Consider the following 24,519-nt stretch of genomic DNA (forward strand, 5'->3'; position numbering starts at 1 on the left):
GGCTAATAAATTCGCCAGTTAGCTTTTTTTAACTTTTTCAATTACTTGGCTATTTCTCTGTCAGAAACCACAACAAAGAAAAGCTTTTCAATCAAATCGTTTCATTAAACAATGACGTTTATGCAAATTAGAAAATTACACATCATCACATTGTTATTTTTGAGCATATCCACCTCGATATTGGCTCAAATAAAAACAGTTACAGGAACAGTCAAAGACAAAGATACTGGAGAACCCCTTCCAGGAGTTACTGTTATTGTAAAGGGAACAAGCACAGGAACTGTTGCTGACCAAAAAGGGAATTACAAAATAAATGCTTCTGAAAAATCTATTCTGTCCTTTTCTTTTATTGGTTATAGTACAATTGAAAAACTTGTGGGCAATCAGTCTACTATATCTATAGATTTAGTATCAGACAACAAACAATTGGCCGAAGTACGCGTGGTAGGTTATGGAACACAAACGAAAGCCGAATTTACGGGTTCAGCGGTAAGGGTTTCGGGCGATGTTATCAAAGAGCAACCCATTCAGAGTTTTGACCAAGCTCTTTCGGGGCGTGCAGCTGGGGTAAATATTGCTCAGCCCAATGGAGTACTCAACAACCCTCCTGTTATTCGTATTCGTGGGGTCAATTCTATTTCATTGAGTTCGTATCCATTGGTAGTAGTAGACGGTATACCTATCAACACTGGTAACGTTTCGACAAGTACGGCTGTACCCAACAACCCCCTTGGCGACATCAACCCTGCCGATATTGAGTCGATAGATGTACTCAAAGATGCTGCATCTACTTCTATTTATGGGTCAAGAGCCGCAGCGGGTGTATTGCTTATTACAACCAAACGCGGAAAAGCAGGAAAAGCCCGCATCAGCTACGAAGCATGGACTGGTGTATCGGAGGTAACACGCTTGCCTAAATTATTGAATGCCGAACAATTTATTGCTATTAAGAACGAGGCTGTTTTAAACGCCAAAATTTTGGGTGGCAATGCCAACAACAGTAACGTAGCATCGGCATTATTTTTTCCAAATTACGATGCCAACAATAACCCTATTGATACTCGTTGGTACGACTATATTTACCAAACTGGTACATCCCAAAACCACAATATCAGTGTATCGGGAGGAACAAATGCTACATCCTATTACCTTTCGGCCAACTATACCGACCAAAAAGGCTTTTTGGTAACGAACGAATTCAAGAGAAAATCAATCCGTTTTAATATCGACCAAGAAGTAACCAGCTGGCTAAAACTTAAAGGAGGGCTTTCGTACAATAATAGCTTCAACCAGTCGCCTTACTCTGGTTCGTTGGCCAACTCCAACTTTTTCTTGGTAGGAGCAGCTCGTTTGGCCATTGCGTTACCTCCAAACGTACCTGCTTATAATGCCGACGGCTCTTACAATATCAACCCTAATAGCCCCAATACCATTGGCGTAGGCAACAACCAATTTGTAAGTAACTGGGGAAACCCCGTAGCCCTACTCAACGAAAACCGTTATACCTCTGAAAACGACCGTGTTATTGGGAGTATTTCGGCTGTAGCTAAGCTGTTAAAAAACTTAGATTTTACAACTACTTATGCTATTGACCGCCTCAGAACCGACACCTACAGCTATGATAGCCCTATTCAAGGCAACGGGTTTTCGAGCAGAGGTAACGCTACCAACGTAGCCGCCATTAGAGATAATTGGAACTGGACCAATACCCTTAATTATAGTACTGTTATTGCCGACAAACACAGTATTTCGGCCTTATTGGGTTATGATTTACAAAAGTTTAACTACAATTCTTGGGGTGCCTCAAGAACACAAAGCTCAGACCCTTTCTTTGAAAACTATCAAGGTAACTGGGGAGCTATTTCGGCCACTGGCAACGATATTAGCGAAAGAGCATTCTTGTCGTTTTTCTCACGCTTGAGCTACGACTGGAAAAAGAAATACTTCCTTACTTTCAACTTCCGTCGTGATGGTAACTCGGCTTTAGGATCGGGCAAAAAGTACGGTAATTTTGGAGGTGTGTCTGGTGGATGGTCTTTATCTGAGGAAGAATTTTACAAAACAACGCAATTAGCCACTATTTTAAACAATGTAAAATTAAGAGCTAGCTGGGGACGTGTAGGAAATGGTAACTTGAGCGATGCCTTCAGCTCGTTAGAGTTATACAGCGGCTCGTTGTATGGTAGTGCCTCAACATGGGCTATTTCACAAGCTGGTAATGCTAATTTGGGTTGGGAAACCAGTAACCAAACCAATATCGGTGCTGATTTAGGGCTTTGGAACGACCGTGTACAAGTAGAGCTTACCTATTTCAACAACGACGTAAACGGTTTGATTCTTAGTGCCCCACAGGCGGTATCAAAGGGTATTCCGGGCAATGCCATTTTGGGTAACGTAGGCTCTATGTACAACCGTGGTATTGAACTAGGTATTACTGCCAATGTAATTCGCAAAGGTAATTTCTCGTGGAATACCTCATTGAATTTCACAAAATTAGAAAATAAAGTAACGGCACTAGCAGAAGGTAACACCGATATTATTGGAACAACACACGTATCGTACGAAACTACCAATATTACGCGTGTGGGGCATTCGGTGGGTAGCCTCTATGGAGCCAAAACGGCAGGTGTTAACCCCGCCAATGGTCAACGTATTTTTATCAATGCCAAAGGCGAACAAGTACAATATAGCCAAGTGGTATTGCCAGGCCAAAGCCAATGGACTTACCTAAATGGCGAAAAAGCCCCAGCTATTACAGGTGCCGACTATTACCTTATTGGTAACGCTTTACCGACATGGTATGGTGGTTTGAGCAATAACTTCAAATATCAAAACTTTGATTTGGGAGTCAACTTGTCGTTTTCGGGTGGCAACTATATCATGAACGGTACACGTGCTACTTTGCTCGACCAACGGGCTTACAACAACTCTGTCGAAATTTTGAATCGCTGGCAAAAACCGGGAGATATTACTGATATTCCACGATTGGTCTACAACGACCAGTTATCTAGTGGTTCATCATTCCCTGTGTCTACTAATGCCGAAAAAGCAGATTTCTTACGTTTACAAAATCTATCATTGGGCTACCGTATTCCTACTGCTTTGTTTGGCAAAAGCGGTATTACATCGGCTCGTGTATATGTACAAGGATCAAACCTTTTCTTGATAACAAAATATACAGGTACTGACCCTGAATCGTCGGTAAATGGTAACTCAAACACCACCCCGGGTGTTGAGAAAAACTCGGTAGGACAAGCCCGTACATTCACTTTTGGTATCAATGTAGGATTTTAACCAAGCGACTTTATAGGCATCAAGAAACTTTAATTTAATTCAGCATGAAAAAATTCATAAAACATACTTCTATTTCTCGTATCAGCACTGCCATGTGCTTAGGACTACTTTTAGTGGCTTCGGGGTGTGACGAAGATAAATACCTCAATCCAAAGCCAGCAACTTCTATTTCTGGAGCAAACGCCTTTGACACGCCCGAAAGAGTATTGGGCTTGGTGAATGGCATTTATAAAGCAGTAAAAAGCGGTAACTTCTATGGAGGCAACTATTATACCTATTCGGAGGCTCGTGGCGAGGAGTTTATCAACCGTACCAGTAATACCTTTACAGCCTACGAAGCTTGGAACCAAACACTAAATTCTGGCTCAAACTTTGTGGCAGGTTTTTGGGCTGCTGGCTATGGAGCTATCAATAACGCCAATATTGTAATAAAAGGCTTAACCGACAATCCAACTGTTGTTAATGCAACTCTTAGCAAGCAGTATATTGCTGAAGCCAAATTTTTGAGAGCTCTCAGCTATTTTAGTCTTGTTACCTTGTATGCTCGTCCTTACAACGAAAACAAAGGGACATCGCCAGGTTTACCTTTGCGTTTACAGGCCGAAACTACTACAGCTAATAATGGGTTGAAAAGAAGCTCGGTAGCCGAAGTATATGCCCAAATTATCAAAGACTTGGACGAAGCTGAGGCCGACTTACCCAATAGCTATTCAAGCAACCTGTTGAATACTACCCGTGCTCACAAAAATACGGCTATTGCCCTCAAAACCAGGGTATATCTCAACGCTGGCAATTATGCCAAAGTAATAGATGAAGCCAAGAAAATTGTGTCTAATGCTGCTCCTTTTGCCGCAACAACGGGTGTAAACCACAAGCTTCAGAATATCATTGAAATTTTTACGACTAATTATACTTCTACCGAATCTATTCTGTCTGTACCTATGACCGAGCTCGACAACGTCACAGGGCAGTCGTCGTTTCCTTATGTATTCAATGCCAACTCAGAGTATAACCTCAATCCAAATGGTATTTGGGGCGATACAGAATGGAAATCTACCGACTTGAGAAGAACATTTGCTCGTACAGCATCTGGGGTGCAATTCCTAACCAAGTACAACAAACCTTCTCCATTCCTAGACTATCTGCCTATTATTAGGTATTCGGAGGTATTGCTCAACTACGCAGAAGCGGCTGCTCGTACAGGAGATTTAACCAAATCGCTCGAACTATTAAAGGCTGTACGCAACCGCTCTGATGCTAGCTATGTATTCCCAACAAGTAATGTTGCTACTCAAACGGCGTTGATCAATACTATCTTGAAAGAAAGACGTATCGAGCTCTTGGGTGAAGGTTTCCGTTCAAACGACCTTGTTCGCAACTTGCTACCACTACCAGCCAAAGCTAGCAGCTCGTTGAGTGCCCCTGCCGTTGAACCCTCACAAGCCAACTATGTTTTTCCATTACCAAACGTAGAAATTGTAAGCAATAAATTATTACTCGAATAAGCATTTCACTTGCCCCAATAGCAGTTTCAGCTATTGGGGCTTTATAAAATACCCTATCAATGAAGTATTTACCCTTATTGTTATGCCTACTATCTTTCGGAATAACGGCTCAACGAGTTCGTCAGCCCGAAAACCAACACGCTCAGCATAATAATACACAGCACGAAGTACACGATGGTGAAAGCCATGATAGCCATAGTCACCTCGAACATATTTTAGATTATCGAAAAGAAACCGTTTATGTTCCTAACCTACCTCCTGCCCAAATTTTGCAGGGGATTGGTCAGGTAGATTTCAAAATCACAACCAAATCTCCCAAAACACAAACTTTCTTCAATCAAGGAATTGCCTTATTACATTGCTTTTGGGACTTTGAAGCCTATCGGGCTTTCAAAGAAGCCATTCGTTATGACTCTACCGCTATTATGCCTTATTATGGCCTATACAGTGCGATTGGTGCAATTGAGGGCGATGAGTTTAAATACGACCAAAAATTAGCGGTTCAAAAGCTTAAACAACTTAAAGCTAAAGCCTCAGAACGAGAAAAAATTTATGCCGAAGCTATTTTGGCTCGCGACTCGGAAGCCGACGGGGGGAAAGCAGCGTATCAGAAAAAATTAGAAATCATTATCGATAAATATCCCGACGACCTCGATACAAAGCTATTTTTGGCACTTAGCAAAATGGGAGGATATGATTCAAAAATGGTGCCTCGTGAAGGACAACTCTATGCCGAATATTTACTAAAAGATATTCTCAGAACAAATCCTGATAACGCTGCTGCACACCATTATTGGATTCATCTAAAAGAGAATTGTTGCCCAGAACAAGCCTTAGAAAGTTCAGAAAAACTGCCCAAATTGGCTAATAACTCTGGCCACATGGTACACATGCCTGGGCACGTGTATTATAAATTGGGCAACTACAAAAAGGCTTTTGATGCCTTTGTAGCAGCTGTAAAGGTAGATTCTATTTACATGAAGCAATTCAACATGCCCGAAGTGGATACATGGAATTATATTCACAATATCAATTACTTACTTTCTAATTGTGCTGAAGATGGTCGTTATTCAACAGCTTTATATTATGCCGAAAAGCTAAAAAATATGCCTGCTACCAAGGAAAGAAAACGCAAATATGAAGGGCGTTTTTTCTATCAGGGCATTATTGCTCCTGCCAAAATGGAACTCTGCTTTGGTTTCTACAAAAAAGCAGCCGACCGCCTTGGAGCTATTCAGCTCGATAAAGACAGCCTTTTTACCCAAAAAGCCATTGCCTACAAAGACGGCCTTTATTACTTTGCCTTGGGAATGGATGCCGTAAAAAACAACAGAATAGAAGAAGCCAAACATTTTGTAGATGCTCTCGACGCTTCTTTATGGCGGAATGGTAATCAAAATAATCCTAGTGAGGCTATCTCGACACGCCGTTTAGCCGATTTGAATGTGGCTTCTTTAGAATTACAAGGGGTTATCAAAAGTGCCGAAAATAAACATAAAGAGGCTATTGCTTTATTGGAAAAAGCCCAACAAAAAGAGGAAGATTTGGGCTATAGCGAACCTCCAACATACGCCCGTCCGGTATTGATTAGTTTGGCTGAAGCTCAACTAAAAGCTGGAAATTATACCAAAGCTATAACGGCTTATCAGGAGCTATTGAAGCGTCATCCCAATACGGCCAATGCCTATTGGGGTTTATACAAAGTTTACAAACAAAAAGGCGATACCGCTAAGGCTCAAGAAAACGCCCAAAAATTAGCAGAAGTAGCACAATTTGCCGATAAATTTTTGTTTCCATTATAAAACACAGTGTATCAGCTATATACCTCTTAGCACTTTTATTTTTCTAATTTGATATTTTTCACATTTACACAAAACCTTTATATCACATGAAAAAATACGCAACATACATCGGAATACTTTTGCTAGCAGGGGTGATTTCGTCGTTTGAACTCGACCCCCAATATGAATCTGAGATAAAATCTTGGCACCAAAAACGTGTTGATGAACTCAAAAAAGAAGAAGGCTGGCTCAATTTAGCAGGGCTATTTTGGCTTAATGAAGGCGATAATACAATTGGTGGAAACGAAAAAAATACAATTGTTTTTCCAGCCGAGCATAGCGATGCTTCACTAGGAAAAGTTATTCTAAAAAATGGAAAGGTTTCTTTTGAAGCCGCCAAAAATTCGGCTGTATACAACGGAGACGAATTAATAACCAAAGCCGAGCTATTTCCTTATACAGGCAAGCCTACTGTGCTAAAACATCAATCGCTCAGGTGGTTTATTATTCAACGTGGCGACAAATACGCCATTCGTTTACGTGATTTGGAAGGCCCCTTTGTCAAAGCTTTCAAAGGCATCGAAACCTTTCCTATTAGTCAAGACTGGCGAATTAAAGCCAAGTTTATTCCTACTGTCGGTAAAAAATTAACCATTCTCGACATTACAGGCCGCTCATATCAACAAGACTCGCCAGGAAAATTAGTTTTTAATATCGACGGCAAAGAATATAGCCTCGAAGCTGTTGGCACAAAAGAAAGACTACATTTTGTATTCGGCGATTTAACCAATAAACACGAAAGCTATGGCGGTGGCAGGTTTTTGGATGTACCAGGTCCAGATGCCGAAGGTATTACTTATATAGATTTCAACAAATCGTACAATCCGCCTTGTGCATTTACGCCTTATGCTACTTGCCCTTTGCCTACCAAGGAAAACAAATTGGCTGTAGCCATTACTGCAGGTGAAAAACGCTATGGCGACCATTGATTTTTAACCAAAGCTTAGCTCTAAATCATGTCTATACTGTAAAATAGACATGATTTAGGCATATATTAACCTTCGATTCGTATGGCTAATGCTCTTTTTGAAATAAAGTCTTCAGGACTTGACTATAAAACCCTACACAATGTAGTCATTACGTTTGACGCTCATGCAGATGTTCGGGATAATTTTAATACCCAAGAGAATAATCCCAATCTGGACACAGCCGACCAAGTGGATTTGCCCAAACTCGAAAAGGGAAATCTTGATATTATCAATCTTACGCTTTATGCCAGAACCTTACCGCCAACCAAAGACAACTTTGCAGAAGCCGAAAGGATTGTTGACCAAAAACTAAAAGCGATTAAAAAATGGGTAAAAGACAATCCAGAAAAGCTGGAATTTGTCTATAATTCTCCTGATTTTGAAAGAGCTGGCTTTAGCAAACGTCATGGTATTCTTTTGAGTTTTCAAAATGCTTACTGGTTCAACGACCTGAAAGTGATTGATAAATTATACCAAGAAGGCGTAAGGATTTTTGCCTTTAACCATGTCGGAAACAATGCTTTTGCAGGTTCTTCTCGTCCTGTTCCTGCACATGGCGACAACCCCAACGAAGAACTTGGACTTACGCCACTTGGTTATGAAGCCGTAAAAAAACTCAATGATTTAGGGGTGATTATTGATGTTTCGCAATCTTCCAAGAAAGCAACTTTGCAAATCATAGAAGCCAGCCGCCACCCTGTGATTGCCTCCAATTCTGCCGTAAAAGGCAAAGTAAACAATAGCCGAAACCTGAGCGATGAAGAACTAAAAGCCATTGCCAATAAGGGCGGAATTGTACACATTGTGGCTTTTGCTGCTTATTTGAATAATAATCCTCAACAAAAAGAAGATTCGTATCAGCAAGTATATAAACCTTTTGGACTAAAACCAGAAGACGGCAATCCAATTGATAAACTCAGCAAAGAGGATTACCAGAAATTTAATGAAGCGTACCAAAAATTCTCGAAAAGTGCATGGAAATACGCCAGCCTCGACGATTATCTGGACGCAGTGGATTATGCTGTAAAACTCATAGGCATCGACCACGTTGGGCTAAGTTCCGACTTTAATCATGGTGGTGGAGTAGCAGGATATTCAAATGTAGGAGAAGCTGAAAACATTACCAGAGCATTGCTGAAACGTGGTTATTCAGAAGCTGACATCCGAAAACTATGGGGCAGAAATTTCTATTTCTTGCTGGATAAAGTAGAAAGAGATTCAAAAAATAGTCCTTGGGGAGTATCAAAATAAAAATCCAATGTGTTATGAAAAGAAGTGATTTTCTCAAAACCCTTTCGCTTTTGCCATTTGCAGGCTATGCCGCAGAGGCAAGTGTATTGAAAAAATTGAATAATGCTCCATCATCCGACCGCACGCCTTTGCTATTTCTGGGTCATGGTAGCCCAATGAATGGCATCAACGACAATGTTTACAGCAATGCTTGGAAAGAATTAGGACAACAATTAGAAGCACCCAAAGCGATTATTTGTGTGTCGGCTCACTGGCTTACCAAAGGAACTTTTGTAACAGCATTGGAAGAACAAAGAACGATTCATTCTTTCAGTAATTTTCCAAAAGAGCTTTTCGATGTACAGTATAATCCTAAAGGCAATGTACCATTAGCCAAAGAAACCCGTGATTTAATAAAAACTACGCAGGTAGGGTTGAGCCACGATTGGGGTTTAGACCACGGAGCTTGGACGGTCATCAGACGTTTGTATCCAGAAGCCAATATTCCTGTAATTCAGTTGAGTGTCGATTATTCAAAATCCGCAGAACACCATTATAATTTAGGGAAACAGCTTTCGGCTCTTAGAAAAAAAGGCGTATTGATTTTGAGCAGTGGCAACATTATTCACAACCTATACACCACCACAGCCAATGGAAAACCGTATGATTGGGCCTTGGAAGCAAAGGAAAAATTCAACCAATTTATCGTTGATAAGAATCATAAACCCTTGTTGAAATATCAGTCTTTGGGCGAATATGCCAACAATGCCATTCCAACGCCCGACCATTTTTTCCCTTTACTCTATGTTTTAGGATTACAAGAAAAAGATGAAAATGTAAGAATTTTCAACGACGATATATTGTCGGGTAGCCTTTCTATGACTTCGCTTCATATTCAAAAGTAGCTGTAAGGCTAGCATTTTTGATGTAGGGGCAACTCTTGCGGTTGTCATTCCAAACATAACAAACCCATATCATTGCCATTCCGAACACAATAAACTCATACCATTGCTATTCTGAATATGGCAACTGCAAGAGTTGCCCCTACATCAATTTTATATTTAAGACAATTTTAAACCTGCATACACTACCAATTCCGAATTTTAGAATATTTTTGAATCCTATTTCATAACAAGGAGTTCGCACAATTAACATTTTTTGTAGGGGCAACCCTTGCGGTTGCTATTTTGAATACAACAAACCCATATCATTGCCATTCTGAATACGGCAACTGCAAGAGTTGCCACTACATCAATTTTATATTTAAAGGAATGATTATAAATATATAAATTCTAGTTTTGGAGGAAATTGCATTTCAATAACTTCCAAAAGAAACATTTAACCCATAACTCTGTCATCAAATAGCAAGCAGTAATTAACAGCCACAAACATATTTAATCTATAGATTTGATATATTTATAAATTTATCAATTATATTTGTCCCATCAAAACTTTACGAATAAACAGCGGCTGATAAGTAATGTTGATTCGTAGAACCTTATTAAACGACAAAAGCCAATTTGGCTGCAACCAAATTGGCAAAAGTCTAAATAAAAACGTTCATCGCTAAATGACTCCGGCAGGTAAAGTTTTACCTGTCCAGATTTCCTATTTTACATTAAACCATTACAAAGTAATGAAAAAAAACAACTACCTGTTTATTTGGATATGTATTTTGTTATTCCCGCTGGCTCTTTACGCCCAAAGTACACAACCAACCATCAATGCCAAACTGAATGGTAGAATACTCGACCAACGAACCAAAGATCCTCTTATAGGTGCATCGGTTCAGATAAAGGGAACTACCAATGGCTCAACAACTAATCAAGAAGGGGCTTTTTATATTCAAACGGGTCAGAGATTTCCTTTTATTCTGGTGGTAAGTTCTATTGGGTTTAAGCCCAAAGAAATAACCGTAGAGTCTAGTCCTATTGTAATTGACCTTGAAGAAGATACCAAACAATTATCAGAAATAGTGGTAACTGGCTATGGTAGCGAAAGCAAAAAAGCCTTTACGGGTTCGGCCGTAAAAGTTTCGGCCTCGCAATTAGAAAATCGTCCAGCACAGAGTTTGGACCAACTATTGGGCGGACAAGCCGCTGGTGTAAATATTGTTCAGCCAAGTGGGGCATTGAACAACACGCCTGTTTTCCGAATTCGAGGAATCAACTCTATCACTTCGTCGGTATATCCACTTATTATTGTAGACGGCATTACAGTATTTACGGGTTCGGCGGGGGGCTCGGTCGGAAACAACCCCCTTTCTGACATCAACCCTAGTGATATAGAATCAATAGATGTACTAAAAGATGCCTCAGCAGCAGCCATTTATGGTTCAAGAGCCGCCAATGGTGTTGTGGTAATTACAACGAAAAAAGGTAAAAAGGGCAAAACAAAAGTAAATTATGATACTTGGGTAAGCTGGAGCAAACCGTTCAATTTGCCTGAAATATTGAGTGCTCAAGATTATGTAGCTATCAAAAACGAAGCCCGTGCCAATGCTGGTTTATCACAAGGTTTTGTTTTAGGAAAAAATGCCGACGGTTCAAATATAGAAACCAATTGGTACGATGTGGCTTATCAAACTGGTGTTTCTCAAAACCACACTTTGAATATTTCGGGAGCAAATGATGCTACAAATTATTACGTCTCGGTCAACTATTCAAAACAAAATGGTATTCTAAAAACCAATACCTTCGACCGTAAAACCGCTCGTTTAAATATTGAACATAAGCTTCACCGTTCTATTTCAATCGGAACAAACTTCTCGTTTAGTAACTCTCTCAACGCAGGGCCTAACTCAGGAGCTATTGGGCCCAACTCGGTTGGTGCGTCGTCGGGGAATAGTGTCAATACCCAATACATTGGTTTACAACCTTTGGCTCGTATGACCTACATTTTACCTCCTAACGTACCTGTATACAATACCGATGGCACATACAATATCAACCTTGCCAATGGCAATATTGGCTATGGCCCCAACAGTTCGGCCTTAGGGGTTTTTAATGCGTATAACTTACAAACGGTATTAGACCTTGACAAAAATACCTCAGAAAATAATACTTTATTGAGTAGTGTTTTTGGAGAAATTGAACTTATAAAAGGATTAAAGTTCAAAACCGTATATGGTATCAACAACTTTATTGTTGAAAATAAGGAATTTAGAAATTTACAAAGTGGTGACGGCTTTGCAACTAAAGGAACAGCTACTAACTCTAATACTACATATTTCCGTTCAAGCTGGACAAATACGCTTACTTTTAATACAACTTTTTCGGATGTACATAACTTAAAAGTATTGTTAGGACACGAAGAAATCTATCGGAAAGTAGATGGCTGGGGAGCAAGCCGCACGGGGTTATCCGACCCATTCTTTACCAGTTATCAAGGAGGTTTTACCAATATTACACCTTCTTCTACTGTTCAGTCTGAAAACGGCTTACTTTCATTTTTCAGTAGCGTTAGCTATGATTTTAACCGCAAATATTTAGTAAGCTTTAATTTCCGTCGTGATGGACTTTCTGCTTTAGCCGCAGGAAACAAATGGGGTAATTTTGGCGGTGGCTCGGCAGGTTGGAATATTTCGGAAGAATCATTTTTCCAACAATCTTCTTTATATAAATACATCAACGCTCTCAAAATCAAGGCAAGTTATGGTGTTGTAGGTAATAGCAGCTTGAGCGACTACGCTGCACTATCACAATATAGCTCAAGTACTTATGCTGGTGTTCCTACGCTATATTTTGGTCAGGCAGGCAACGCTGCTTTGCGTTGGGAATCGAGCAAGAAAACAGATATCGGCCTCAGTGTTGGAATACTCAACAACCGCTTTACCCTTGAAGCCGATTATTATAAAAACACCATTGACGACTTGATTTTGTCGGCACCACAATCGCTTTCACAGGGTATTCCAGGCAATTCCATTGCAGCAAACGTTGGCTCGTTGTACAACGAAGGTATCGAATTGGGCTTAACTGCCAATATTATCAATACCCAAAAGTTTCAATGGAATGCTAATTTCAACATCGCAACCCTCAAAAACCGTGTAACATCACTGGGTACTGGAGGCGATATTTACCCTACTGTATTAAGTACTTTTGGTATTCAGAACATTACACGTGAAGGGTATTCTGTGGGTTCTATTTTTGCTGTGCCTACATTAGGCATCAATCCTGCCAACGGGAATAGAATTTATCTCAACGCCAACAACCAGCAAGTACAATATGATGCCCTGAAAAGAACCTTTACAACACTCGATGGAGCTACAGCACCAGCTATCGACAACTATCGTGATGGACGTATCCAGGGGCCGTCGTTACCTACTTACTATGGTGGTTTGAACAATAACTTTACTTATGGCAATTTTGACCTTGCTATTGGGTTTATCTTCTCGGGTGGCAACAAATTGTACAACGGTACAAAAGGTACACTTTCTGACCAACGCTATTTCAACAACGGTACATTTATCAAAGACCGCTGGACAACCCCAGGACAAATTACAGATGTACCAAAACTTGTTTGGGGCGATAGCTTTAGTGGTGGCTTTTCTTCAACCAATACCGCTTTTGTGGAAGATGGCTCTTTTATTAAGCTAAAAAACATTGCTTTGAGCTACAATATTCCCATTAAAAAAGGTGGATTATCACAATATATTTCGTCGGCCAAAATTTATGCACAAGCCTCTAATATCCTGACATTCACCAAGTATACAGGTGCCGACCCAGAGATTTCAATCAACGGTAACTCTGTCAATTCGGGGAAAGACCAAAACGTACCAGCCAATGCTTCGGTATTTACTTTGGGCTTAAATGTGGGGTTCTAAAAAAATAATCAGCTAAAAATGGAAAATATCTTTAATCATAAAAATAGCTTTCGCCGTTCATTGCTTGTTTCGGTAAGCCTTCTTGGTTTGCTTTCAAGCTGTCGAGATAATATTCTGGACACAGTGCCTATCACAAGTATTTCGACAGAAGCGGCCTATAGTACGCCTGCCAAAATACTGGCACAAGTCAACGGACTTTATTCTCAATTTGGTAGTCAAGCCTATTTTGGCGGTCGTCATATTATTTTTAATGAACAACGTGGCGACGAATTTAGCCAAAACGATGGTAATAACTCTACAGGTGCAAACGTCTGGAATCAGTCGATTACTTCATCGGGCGATTTTGTCAATGCCGTTTGGGGAGCAGCTTATACCACCATCAACTCGGCCAATATTCTCATTGACAATTTGAGTACATCTACAGTTTTATCCGATGAATTACGCAAAAATTATATTGCCGAAGCTAAGTTTTTAAGAGCCTTTGCTTATTTCAGTTTGGTACAAACGTATGCAAAACCTTATCAACAAAATAGTGCTGCACCAGCGTTGCCATTGAGGCTAAAACCTGAAACATCGGGCGGAAACAATGACTTTGCTTTCAGCACAGTAGCCGAGGTTTATACCCAGATTTTGAAAGATTTGAACGAAGCAGAAATAGATTTACCTGTCACTTACGCAAGTTCCTTATTGGTAGCTTCAAGAGCTCATAAGGCAACCGCTATTGCCCTCAAAACAAGAGTGAATTTGGTAAAAGGCGACTATGCTGCCGTTGTCACTGAAGCCAAAAAAATAGTTTCTGATACGGCTCCATTTCAGTATGTATCAGGTACATTGACACATAAATTAGAGGCCAATATTGCTACTGTTTTTGGTGGGTCTTATGTCGGAAATGAACTTTTGCTTACTATTCCTTATATCAATGCCACCGAAGCTCCGGGCCTGCAAAGTGCCTTGGCTGCTAATTATTTAACGCCTGTTGTTTACCTTAATCCATCAGGAATTGTTGCCGACCCAGCTTTGGATGCGGCTACTTCAAACGATGCACGCAAAGGCTTAATTACTACCAATACCACAGGGCAGAAATTACTGAGAAAGTTCCCTAAAAATTCTGCTCCATTTAGCGACTATGTACCTATTATTCGCTACGCAGAAGTGTTGTTGAACTATGCAGAAGCGGCTGCTCAAAACAATGACTTGACTACTGCTACAGCCTTATTAAAGGCCGTTCGCAATCGCTCAGATGCTAATTATGTATTCTCGCAAGGGCTTGCATCAAAAGCTGAATTGGTAGAAACCATTCTCAATGAACGTAGAATAGAATTATTGGGCGAAGGTTTAAGAACCCCAGATTTATTGAGAAGAGTACAAAAGCTTCCTTCCAAAATAGGTAATGCAGGTGTTGCACCAGAGGTTTTACCAACAGCCAGCAACTATGTTTGGGCAATACCAAGTAATGAATTGGCTTATAATAAACTTGCTCCAAAATAACATCGTATTCTATCTAATTTATCATGAAAAAAACACTTTTGATATTATCATTACTTTGTGCAGAAACAACTGTTTTTGCACAAAGTAATAAGCAAGCCGATAAGATTTTTATCAATGGAAAAATCATTACGGTCGATGCCAAAAATACCATTGCTCAGGCTGTAGCCGTACAAAATGGCAAAATTTTGGCGGTTGGCAATAACAAACAAATCGAAAAGCTCAAAGGCAAAAATACCCAAATAGTAGATTTGGGAGGAAAAACGGTAACACCTGGGTTTATAGATGGGCATAGCCATTTTATGAGCTTCGGAAGAGCCAATTTGGCCAACCTCAACCCACCTCCAGTCGGAAATATTCGTAAAATAGCTGATATAGTAGCAGAATTACAAAAATTTAAAGCTCAGAAAGGATTCAAAGATGGCGATTGGATTAGCGGTTTTGGCTACGATGTCGACCAGTTGGAGGAAAAACGCCACCCTCGCAAAGAGGATTTCGACGCAGCTTTTCCCAATAACCCTGTAGTAATTACCCACGTGTCTGGACACATGTCGGTAGCTAATTCTGCTGCTTTAAAAGTAGCAGGTGTAACCGCCAATACGCCAGACCCCGAAGGAGGTATTATTGAACGCAAGGACAATTCAAATGAGCCTACGGGTTTATTCCAAGAAAGAGCCCAAGGGTTGGTACGGGTTAATCTGAGCGGAGCAAGCAAAGGAACATTGGACGAACGTTTGGCACAACTGAAAGAGCAACAGGCGTATTATGCCAGCTTTGGCGTAACTACAGCTCAGGATGGTAGTAGTAGCTTTGAGTCGTTGGAGCTACTTCGAGAAGCCTCAAAACGTGGTGAATTATTCATCGATATTGAATCATTACCAGCATATCCTATTGTAGATAAAGTATTAAACAACCCTGATTATGAGTATGGTGTATTAAAAAACCATTTTAAAATCAATGGTTTTAAGTTCTTTTCTGATGGATCGCCACAAGGTAAAACTGCATTTTTTGGCAAAGCGTATCTAACTAAAGTGCCGGGCTGTAACGATGCCATCTGTCGAGGGTTTCCTGTGGTTACACAAACCGAATTCAATGAGGCTATTATTAAAGCTTTCAAAAACAATATCCAACCCTATGTACACTGTAATGGCGATGCTGCTATTGACATGTATATCACAGCCGTTGAAAATGCCAATAAACTACTGGAAGCCAGTAGTTTAAATCGTCGCCCTGTGGTAATTCACTCACAGTTTGTTCGCCCAGACCAACTGGATAAATACAAAGAATTAGGTTTTTTACCATCATTATTTAGTAATCACGCTTTCTTTTGGGGCGATGTTCACGAAACAAACTTGGGTTACGAGCGTGCCAAGTTTTTAAGTCCTTTAAAATCTTCAATCAAAAAAGGGATTATCGCTACCAACCATACCGACTTTGGGGTAACACCAATCAATCAATTGTTTTTATTGTGGACATCGGTAGAACGCAAATCTCGTTCGGGCAAAGTGATTGGCCCCGAAGAACGCCTAACACCTTTGGAAGGACTTAAAGCTATTACTATCAACGGTGCTTATGAGTACTTTGAAGAAAAAACAAAGGGTTCTATCGAAAATGGTAAACTGGCTGATTTGGTAATACTCTCCGACGATATTCTCACGATTGAACCTTCAAAAATCAAAGAAGTAGAAGTATTAGAGACTATCAAAGAAGGAAAAACAGTGTATAAAAAGCTCTAAATAGCATTAAAAATGTCGAACGAATCTGTTCATATACCAGAAAATAGGATACGTTTACAACGTATCCTACTAAGGGGGGGCTCTTTATTTGCATTGATTACCACAGTCCCTTTTTTACCCGATTTTTACCTGAGAGATTATAGCGAAAGTTTCCAAACTAAATCGCATCCGTTCAGGATTATAGATGTAGTTAGCCAAAATAGTCCTTGGTTTTTCAATAATGCTGGCGGTAAAAACTACCTTGGTTGGTTAATTACGCTATTGGTAAGTTTGGTTATTGGCTTCATTTGGAACGTATTAGACAAAAAGAACCGAAATGACAGTACGCTATCTTATTGGTTTTATGTGATAGTACGTTATGGGTTGGCTTTGCGGATGTCGTGGTTTGCTATTGCCAAAGTATTTCCTGTACAAATGCCTTTCCCAACCATTAGCCAACTCAATACCAATTTGGGAGAGTTTACACCTGGAAAGCTCTATTGGCTTACCACGGGCGTATCGCCCTTATTTGAGGTGTTTGCAGGAGTGTTTGAGCTAATCGCAACGGTATTGATTCTTTTTAGAAGAACTACCACGCTTGGGGCATTGATGATGGTGGCAATTTTAGTACCAATCTGGTTTGTCAATATTGGTTACGATGCTGGCGTAGAACTCACCAGTTTGCATATTCTTACTTTTGCCCTCATCTTGTTGGCAAAAGATGTAACCCATTTTTGGGATTTGCTGATTTTGCATAAGCCTTCGGTGATTCCTACTTTTTCGGCACCCACCTTTTCGGCAAAGTGGTTGACATCAACTCGTATCGTTCTAAAGTCGGCTTTTATTTTGGTTTTCTTGGTTTATCGTGGCGTTGAATATGGCAAAGTGTATGCAGCAGAAAAAACCTTCAAACTACCGTTAACCGATGGTATTGAAGAGTTTAAGGGCTTGTATGATGTAGCAGAATTTAAGGTAAATAATCAGCTTATTCCTTACAGTCCTATCGACACTACTCGTTGGCAAAATGTGGTTTTTGAAAAATTCAATACATTCAGTATCAAAGTAGCCAGCGAAACCAACCTGAATACCGACAATAAAGTAAGAACAACCGAATATTACGGAAACGTTGGACGCTTGTATTATGGCTATGAAGCCGATACCGTAAAACATACCCTTTTGCTCAAAAACCGAGCTGATACTACCCGAAAAATTCGGCTGAATTATGAACATCCAAATGCCCAAACTTTTGTATTAAAAGGTGTACTCGAAAATAAGGATTCTGTGTATGTGGTTCTCAAAAAAATCGAAAAGAAGTATCCATTAGTAGAGAAAAAAGTAAGTTTTTTCGGTAAAATAGATAGGTAATCAAGCAAATTTAATTTTGATTAAACTTAATCATAAGTTACTGAAAATCAAAATACTAATTCGCAATTGACAATTAGAACTGTACGAAGGATTAGTTTTATCTTTCAAATAAAATTGCAGTAGTGGCAACCCTTGCGGTTGCCATGTTGAGTGTGGCAACTGCAAGAGTTGCCGCTACACCAAAAAATGCGAATAATAAGAACGCTTTTGAACAAAAGAAAATCCTTCGTACAGTAATAATTTACAACTTTGTATTGACACTTAATAATAAATGACTATTAAACGCATCAAAACAGCCGACATCCGAACCACCCAGCGTGTCGCTGAAATATCATGGTTCAATGATATTATTGGTGGTGATACCGAATATTTAGGTATTTTAGATAATACTCGTAGAAGTAATTTTGAGCATTGTCGTGACATTACCCTCGAAGCCGAAAAGCTCGGCTTTAGCAACATTTTATACCCAACGGCCTATACCGTTGGGCAAGATGTTTGGACAATCACTTCGGCACTTGCCCCTTTAACAGAGAAAATAACGTTTTTGGCGGCAGTCAGAACAGGCGAGGTGCATCCACCAATGTTGGCAAGAGCGATTGCTTCGCTCGACCACGCTTTAAAAGGTCGATTGATTCTTAATATTATCAATTCCGACTTGCCGGGTACTCGTGAAAACCCAGATTTTCGTTATCAGCGATGTACCGAAGTGATTGAAATTTTGAAACAAGGCTGGACACAAGACCGAATCCAACATAGAGGCGAAATTTATCAATTCGATATGCCTTCCGACCCCGTAAAACCCTACCAAAACGGTGGCCCGCTTTTATATTTTGGCGGAACGTCCGACGGTTCACGAGAGGTTTGTGCCAAACATTGCGATGTGTTTTTGATGTGGCCAGAATCGGAAGAAGCCATGTACGCAACCATGCAAGACATGACCGCCAGAGCAGCAAAATATGGAAGAAAAATTGATTTTGGACTAAGAATACACGTAGTAGCCAGAGAAACGCAAGCAGAAGCAAGGGCTTATGCCAAAAAACTTATTTCAAAATTTGATGAAAAACGAGCAGCCGAAATCAGAGCAAGAGGCGAAGATTCACGCTCTTTGGGTGTGATTCGTCAAGATGAATTTAGAAAAACCTCGGATGATGAAGGCTATGCAGAAGAAATTCTCTGGACTACCATCGGCAAAGTATTTTCTGGTTGTGGAAGTGGATTGGTTGGTAGTGCCGACCAAATCGTAGCCAAGCTTAATCGCTATATGGATATGGGTTTTCGAGCTTTTGTCTTTTCGGGTTTTCCCTTGATTGAAGAAGCGAACTATTTTGCCAAATTGGTATTACCGCATTTACCCAATGTTTCGATGCCAAGATTGAATAATCGAATTCCTGAAGAAACACCTGTAACACCCCTAACAACAGCCGAATTGGTGTAATAATGACCATTTCAATTCATTGAAATACAATATATTACCTTACAAAGGTATATCCAAAACCAATTACGAGACAGCTCAAAAAGGGATATATTTTAGGACAAAAACACATTAAGAATGTCTGAACACGAACAACCGACAGAGTTTAAAAGAGAATTAGGGTTAATTGATGCCGCTTTGCTTGCTGCAAGCGGCATGATTGGCTCAGGAATATTTATTGTTAGTGCCGATGTTGCCCGCAATGTTGGTTCGGCAGGCTGGCTCATTGTGGTGTGGGTAATTGGTGGTTTTATGACCCTAACTGCTGCCGTAAGTTACGGCGAACTCAGCGGAATGTATCCTAAAGCTGGCGGACAATACGTTTACCTCAAAGAAGCTTATGGAAGTTTGGTAGCTTTTGTCTATGGTTGGAGCCTTTTTACAGTTATCCAAACAGGCACTATTGCAGCCGTTTGCGTGTCATTTTTTAAGTTTTTGGCTTACTTTTTCCCAATTTTCAGCGAAGATTTAGTGGCATTTAGCATCGGCGACTCCTTCAAGGTATCCCCAGCACAATTATCGTCGATAGTACTACTTTTTATTTTGACATATCTTAATACACAAGGCGTTAAATTAGGAAAAATCGTTCAGAATATCTTCACAAGTACCAAACTCCTTAGTTTATTAGGACTAATACTTTTTGGATTTATTTACCTCAAACCCGAAATCTGGCAAGCCAACTGGACTAATCCTTTTCATTTACAAAAATTGACTAAAACAGGCGAATTTATACAATATGCCGATACACCAGCACTTGGGGGAGCTATTGCTTCGGCTTTGGTAGGCACAGTTATTAGCTACGACGCATGGAATAATGTCACTTTTGTAGCTGGCGAAATCAAAAATCCCAAACGAAATATTGGCCTTAGTTTACTACTCGGCACAGCCGTTGTAACATTTATTTATGTTGCCCTCAATATCATGTTTACGGCCGTTTTGCCTATCGAAGCACTCGGCACTCCCGAAAAAGACCGTGTAGGTATTGTAGCAGCACAGGCAATTTTTGGAGCAAACGGCACAGCCGTCATAGCCATATTGATTCTAATCGCTTCTTTTGGTTGTGCCAATGGAATGATTTTGGCGGGTGCAAGGGTTTATTATAGTATGGCCAAAGATGGTCTATTTTTCAAAAAAACAGGCAACTTAAACAAAAATTCTGTACCCGAATATGCCCTTTGGTTTCAGTTTGTAGTGGCAGTTATATTAAGTTTGAGCGGTCGTTATGGCGATTTGTTAGATATGATTTCATTTGTTGTCGTTATATTTTATGTATTAACTATTGCGGCTATCTATATTCTAAGAATCAAACAGCCCAATCAGGAACGCCCTTATAAAGCATTTGGCTATCCTTTTCTTCCTGCCATCTACATTATCATGGGTTTGGCATTTTGTGTATTGTTGATTATTTACAAACCTACTTACACTTGGCCAGGGCTAATCATCGCAGGCTTAGGTATTCCAGTGTATTTCTTAACCAAGAATATCAATAAAGTATAGTAATCAAAAGCATTGTACTTTTCATAAAAACGGCAATAAATTACCTATTTCCGTTTTTATGAAATATTTAGCATATAAAATTTATAGATTATATAGATTTAAAATCTATTTTTGCAATTCCAAATCATTCTCAAACTTATGCTTGAATAAGTCCTTGAGATAAAACAACGATTATACAGTTAAGCAAAAAGAAGTATTTAAAGGCAGCAAGTCATGAAACCTTATCATTTCAATGATTCCTTTTTAAGCCTAAATCACTAAATATTAGACCATTAAAACTAATAATTCATTGCTATTGTGTAAAATATTTGTTCAACAGAACAATACAGACTATTCATCCACATATTAAAACACTATGAAAAAGAAACATCTCTTCCTTACTTTTTTTACCTTATTAAGTATTCACTTAGCCTTGGGCCAAATACCAATTAAAGTCAATGAAAAGTCACCAACCCGTCATGGGCCCGAAAAAGGCACATTGATTATTATAGGTGGCGGAACGGTTACACCCGAAATATGGAACAAGTTTGTAGAATTAGCTGGCGGAAAAGAAAAGGCTAAATTGGTAGTAGTAACAGCCGCAGCTGGCGATTCGGCAGCATTAAGTCTATCGGCAGTAGAGTCATTAAAGAAAAATACTGGAGTAACCAAGGTAACTTTATTACATACCAAAAACCTAAAAGAAGCCAATAGCGAAGCATTTATAGCTCCACTTCGTGAAGCTACTGGCGTATATTTTATCGGAGGTCGCCAATGGCGAATTGCTGATTCGTACTTGAACACCCTTACTCATCAAGCTTTTCAGGAGGTGCTAGAACGAGGGGGAGTTATTGCAGGGTCGTCGGCAGGAGCAAGTATTCAAGGGTCATTTCTTTGGCGTGGCGATACAAAAGGCCCTCATATTCTGGTAGGAGACCATACTCAGGGCTTGGGCTTCTTAAAAAATTCGGCAATCGACCAGCATCTGCTTCGCCGAAATCGTCAATTTGATTTGGTAGATTTTATCAAACACTCTCCAGAATTAATTGGTATTGGCTTAGATGAATCGACCGCAGTAATTGTTCAGAAAGATATTCTGGAAGTTCTGGGTAAATCATACGTAGCCATTTATGACTATAATACCATTATTGGCAATGGAGAAAAACATACCGTAAACCAACAGGAAGTAAATACCGCCTCAAATGGTTCGTTCTTTTTTTTGAGCAATGGCCAAAAGTACGATTTACAAAACCGAAAAGTAATAAAAACCAATGAGTGAGCTGTGAAGTAGTGAATGAAATTTTGGTTCCTCAAATATTTACTTGAACTAATAGCCCAATACAAAAGTTTTTGGTAGCAATCTATAAACAAGAACACTCCATTAACCCACAACTCACTAAATCACTCAATTATTAGACAAAAATGTACAAAAAGCAATACATATTAGGTTTAGGCAGCTTATTTATTGCTATAACCACCTTACAAGCTTGTTATCAGGCAGTTAGTAAAGAACAAGGTATTTCAGTTGGCCCTAATATTCGTATCTCGAAAAAACAAAGTCTTTTATCAGATACCCTTCCACCCTCATTTGGGTTTGGTAGACAAGCTACCCAAGCCGAAATCGCCCGATTAGATATAGATGTCCGTCCTGATGGAAAAGGATTACCAGCAGGAAATGGTATTGCTTCAAAAGGAAAAGTCATTTTTGAAACCAAATGCGTGGCGTGTCATGGTGTTGGAGGCATTGGAGGAATCAACGGTTCTTTGGTAACCAACAAAAAAGCTACAGATAAAAGAAAAGAAAAAACCATTGGCAATTATTGGCCTTATGCTACTACGGTTTTTGATTATATCCGTCGAGCCATGCCCTTCAATCAGCCTGGTTCATTGAGCAACGAAGAAGTGTATAACTTAACCGCTTATTTATTGCACGCCAACGAAATTATTGATGACAAAACCGTAATCAATGCCCAAACACTACCCAAAGTAGAAATGCCAGCAAAAAATTTATTTGTACCTGATGACCGCAAAGGAGGGCCAGAAATCAAATGAAAATTCATAAAATCATAGAAATAACACAGCAGTTTCCTCAAAAATTATCTCGCCGCAAACTGCTAGGCGGAGCAGCCACTGCCGCCGTTGCAATTGTTCAAACTACCAATGGACAAGCCGTTCAGAAGGGTATTTCTCAAAATGCAATTGACGACGACCCAACCAAGAAATTTGGTACACCTGCGGGCGAAATCGGAACTCGGTCTCCTTTTGTGAAGTCTGTAAAAAAACCTTCTGATATTTCTTCGAGGTCGCCTTTACAAGATTTTTACGGCATAATCACTCCCTCAGACCTCCATTTTGAACGCCATCATGCAGGTGTTCCCGAAATAAACCCTACCAAACACGAATTACTGATTCATGGCTTAGTAGAAAAACCGATGGTTTTTACCTTGGCCGATTTAAAGCGTTTTCCCTCGGTTTCTCGTATTACATTTCTAGAATGTTCAGGAAATTTTAGAGGTGGAAAAGAAAACCTTACACCTCAAGAAATCTGTGGACTAACTAGCCAAAGTGAATGGACGGGGGTAAAACTTTCAACCTTGTTTAGAGAAGTGGGCGTAAAACCCAATGCCTCATGGTTTTTGGCAGAAGGTGGCGATGCCGCCGTCATGACCCGCAGTATTCCTGTACAAAAAGGCTGGGACGATGCCATTATCGCTTATGCCCAAAATGGCGAACCTCTTCGGCCAGAACAAGGCTTTCCGATTAGGCTATTTAATCCTGGTTGGGAAGGCAATACCAGTGTAAAGTGGCTTCGTAGGTTAGAATTATCAGATGCTCCTTATTATACCCGAGAAGAAACCTCTAAATACACTGAGCCTATCAAAGATGGAAAATTTAGAATTTTCAGTTTTGATATTGATGCTCGTTCTATCATTACTTTTCCTTCTTTTCCACAGCAAGTAGAAAAAGGTTGGATAGAAATTCGTGGTTTGGCGTGGTCTGGACGAGGTAAGGTTGTAAAAGTAGAAGTTAGTACCGATGCAGGAAAAAGCTGGCAAATTGCCCAACTCAACGAACCGATTTTGGATAAAGCTCATGTACAATTTAGGTATTTGTGGCAATGGCGAGGCGATGAAACCGAAATCATGAGTCGAGTAACTGACGAAACAGGCTATACGCAACCAACACTCAAACAGCTATTTGATGCTCGTGGCAGCGAAGGAGGCTACCACATGAACCCTATTACGGCTTGGCAAATCAAAAAAGATGGACGAGTATTATTCAAACCCGAAACTCCTCGATAGGTCGCCAAACAAATGTATCAACGATTATTCCCTTGTAATTAGGTT

15 protein-coding genes are annotated in these 24,519 nt (G+C 39.9%); all 15 read left to right on the plus strand.

Annotated elements, in window-relative coordinates:
• Positions 1–120: 120 nt before the first annotated feature.
• The 15 genes from FLEMA_RS0101220 to soxC all read left to right on the plus strand — a co-directional run bounded on the left by FLEMA_RS0101220 (position 121) and on the right by soxC (position 24,474).
• Positions 121–3,294 (plus strand): SusC/RagA family TonB-linked outer membrane protein, encoded by a 3,174-nt coding sequence (locus FLEMA_RS0101220; RefSeq protein WP_044170438.1) that lies wholly within the window; start codon positions 121–123, stop codon positions 3,292–3,294.
• A 44-nt stretch (positions 3,295–3,338) separates the two neighbouring features.
• Positions 3,339–4,799 carry a RagB/SusD family nutrient uptake outer membrane protein gene (locus tag FLEMA_RS0101225; protein WP_026993883.1) on the plus strand — a complete coding sequence of 487 codons (1,461 nt, stop codon included), beginning with the start codon at positions 3,339–3,341 and terminating at the stop codon, positions 4,797–4,799.
• Between the two features lie 59 nt (positions 4,800–4,858).
• On the plus strand, positions 4,859–6,601 hold the full coding sequence (locus FLEMA_RS0101230) for a tetratricopeptide repeat protein (protein ID WP_026993884.1): 1,743 nt from the start codon (positions 4,859–4,861) through the stop codon (positions 6,599–6,601).
• 86 nt (positions 6,602–6,687) lie between these two features.
• Entirely contained in the window at positions 6,688–7,569 is an 882-nt protein-coding gene (locus FLEMA_RS0101235; protein ID WP_026993885.1) for a DUF1684 domain-containing protein, read from the plus strand.
• 81 nt (positions 7,570–7,650) lie between these two features.
• A complete protein-coding gene (locus FLEMA_RS67130) occupies positions 7,651–8,859 on the plus strand; it encodes a dipeptidase (RefSeq protein WP_052353903.1) in 1,209 nt (402 codons plus the stop codon).
• 14 nt (positions 8,860–8,873) lie between these two features.
• Entirely contained in the window at positions 8,874–9,743 is an 870-nt protein-coding gene (ygiD, locus tag FLEMA_RS0101245; protein WP_026993886.1) for a 4,5-DOPA-extradiol-dioxygenase, read from the plus strand.
• A 731-nt stretch (positions 9,744–10,474) separates the two neighbouring features.
• Positions 10,475–13,660 carry a SusC/RagA family TonB-linked outer membrane protein gene (locus tag FLEMA_RS0101255; protein WP_026993887.1) on the plus strand — a complete coding sequence of 1,062 codons (3,186 nt, stop codon included), beginning with the start codon at positions 10,475–10,477 and terminating at the stop codon, positions 13,658–13,660.
• Between the two features lie 18 nt (positions 13,661–13,678).
• Positions 13,679–15,148, plus strand: a complete 1,470-nt coding sequence (locus FLEMA_RS0101260; protein ID WP_026993888.1) for a RagB/SusD family nutrient uptake outer membrane protein — start codon at positions 13,679–13,681, stop codon at positions 15,146–15,148.
• A gap of 23 nt (positions 15,149–15,171) precedes the next feature.
• Entirely contained in the window at positions 15,172–16,881 is a 1,710-nt protein-coding gene (locus tag FLEMA_RS0101265) for an amidohydrolase (RefSeq protein ID WP_081681227.1), read from the plus strand.
• A gap of 12 nt (positions 16,882–16,893) precedes the next feature.
• Positions 16,894–18,225 (plus strand): hypothetical protein, encoded by a 1,332-nt coding sequence (locus FLEMA_RS0101270; RefSeq protein WP_026993890.1) that lies wholly within the window; start codon positions 16,894–16,896, stop codon positions 18,223–18,225.
• Between the two features lie 271 nt (positions 18,226–18,496).
• Complete coding sequence (locus FLEMA_RS0101280; protein WP_026993891.1) at positions 18,497–19,660, plus strand: LLM class flavin-dependent oxidoreductase; 1,164 nt, start codon at positions 18,497–18,499, stop codon at positions 19,658–19,660.
• Positions 19,661–19,774: 114 nt separating this feature from the next.
• Positions 19,775–21,193 (plus strand): APC family permease, encoded by a 1,419-nt coding sequence (locus FLEMA_RS0101285; protein ID WP_026993892.1) that lies wholly within the window; start codon positions 19,775–19,777, stop codon positions 21,191–21,193.
• Positions 21,194–21,548: 355 nt separating this feature from the next.
• Complete coding sequence (locus FLEMA_RS0101290) at positions 21,549–22,451, plus strand: cyanophycinase (protein WP_026993893.1); 903 nt, start codon at positions 21,549–21,551, stop codon at positions 22,449–22,451.
• 143 nt (positions 22,452–22,594) lie between these two features.
• Positions 22,595–23,224 carry a c-type cytochrome gene (locus FLEMA_RS0101295; RefSeq protein ID WP_026993894.1) on the plus strand — a complete coding sequence of 210 codons (630 nt, stop codon included), beginning with the start codon at positions 22,595–22,597 and terminating at the stop codon, positions 23,222–23,224.
• Positions 23,221–24,474: a sulfite dehydrogenase gene (gene soxC / locus FLEMA_RS0101300; RefSeq protein WP_044170441.1), complete on the plus strand. Its 1,254-nt coding sequence runs from the start codon at positions 23,221–23,223 to the stop codon at positions 24,472–24,474. Before FLEMA_RS0101295 ends, soxC begins: the two co-directional genes overlap by 4 nt.
• Positions 24,475–24,519 lie beyond the last annotated feature (45 nt).

The sequence above is a fragment of the Flectobacillus major DSM 103 genome (assembly GCF_000427405.1).
GTDB lineage: Bacteria > Bacteroidota > Bacteroidia > Cytophagales > Spirosomataceae > Flectobacillus > Flectobacillus major.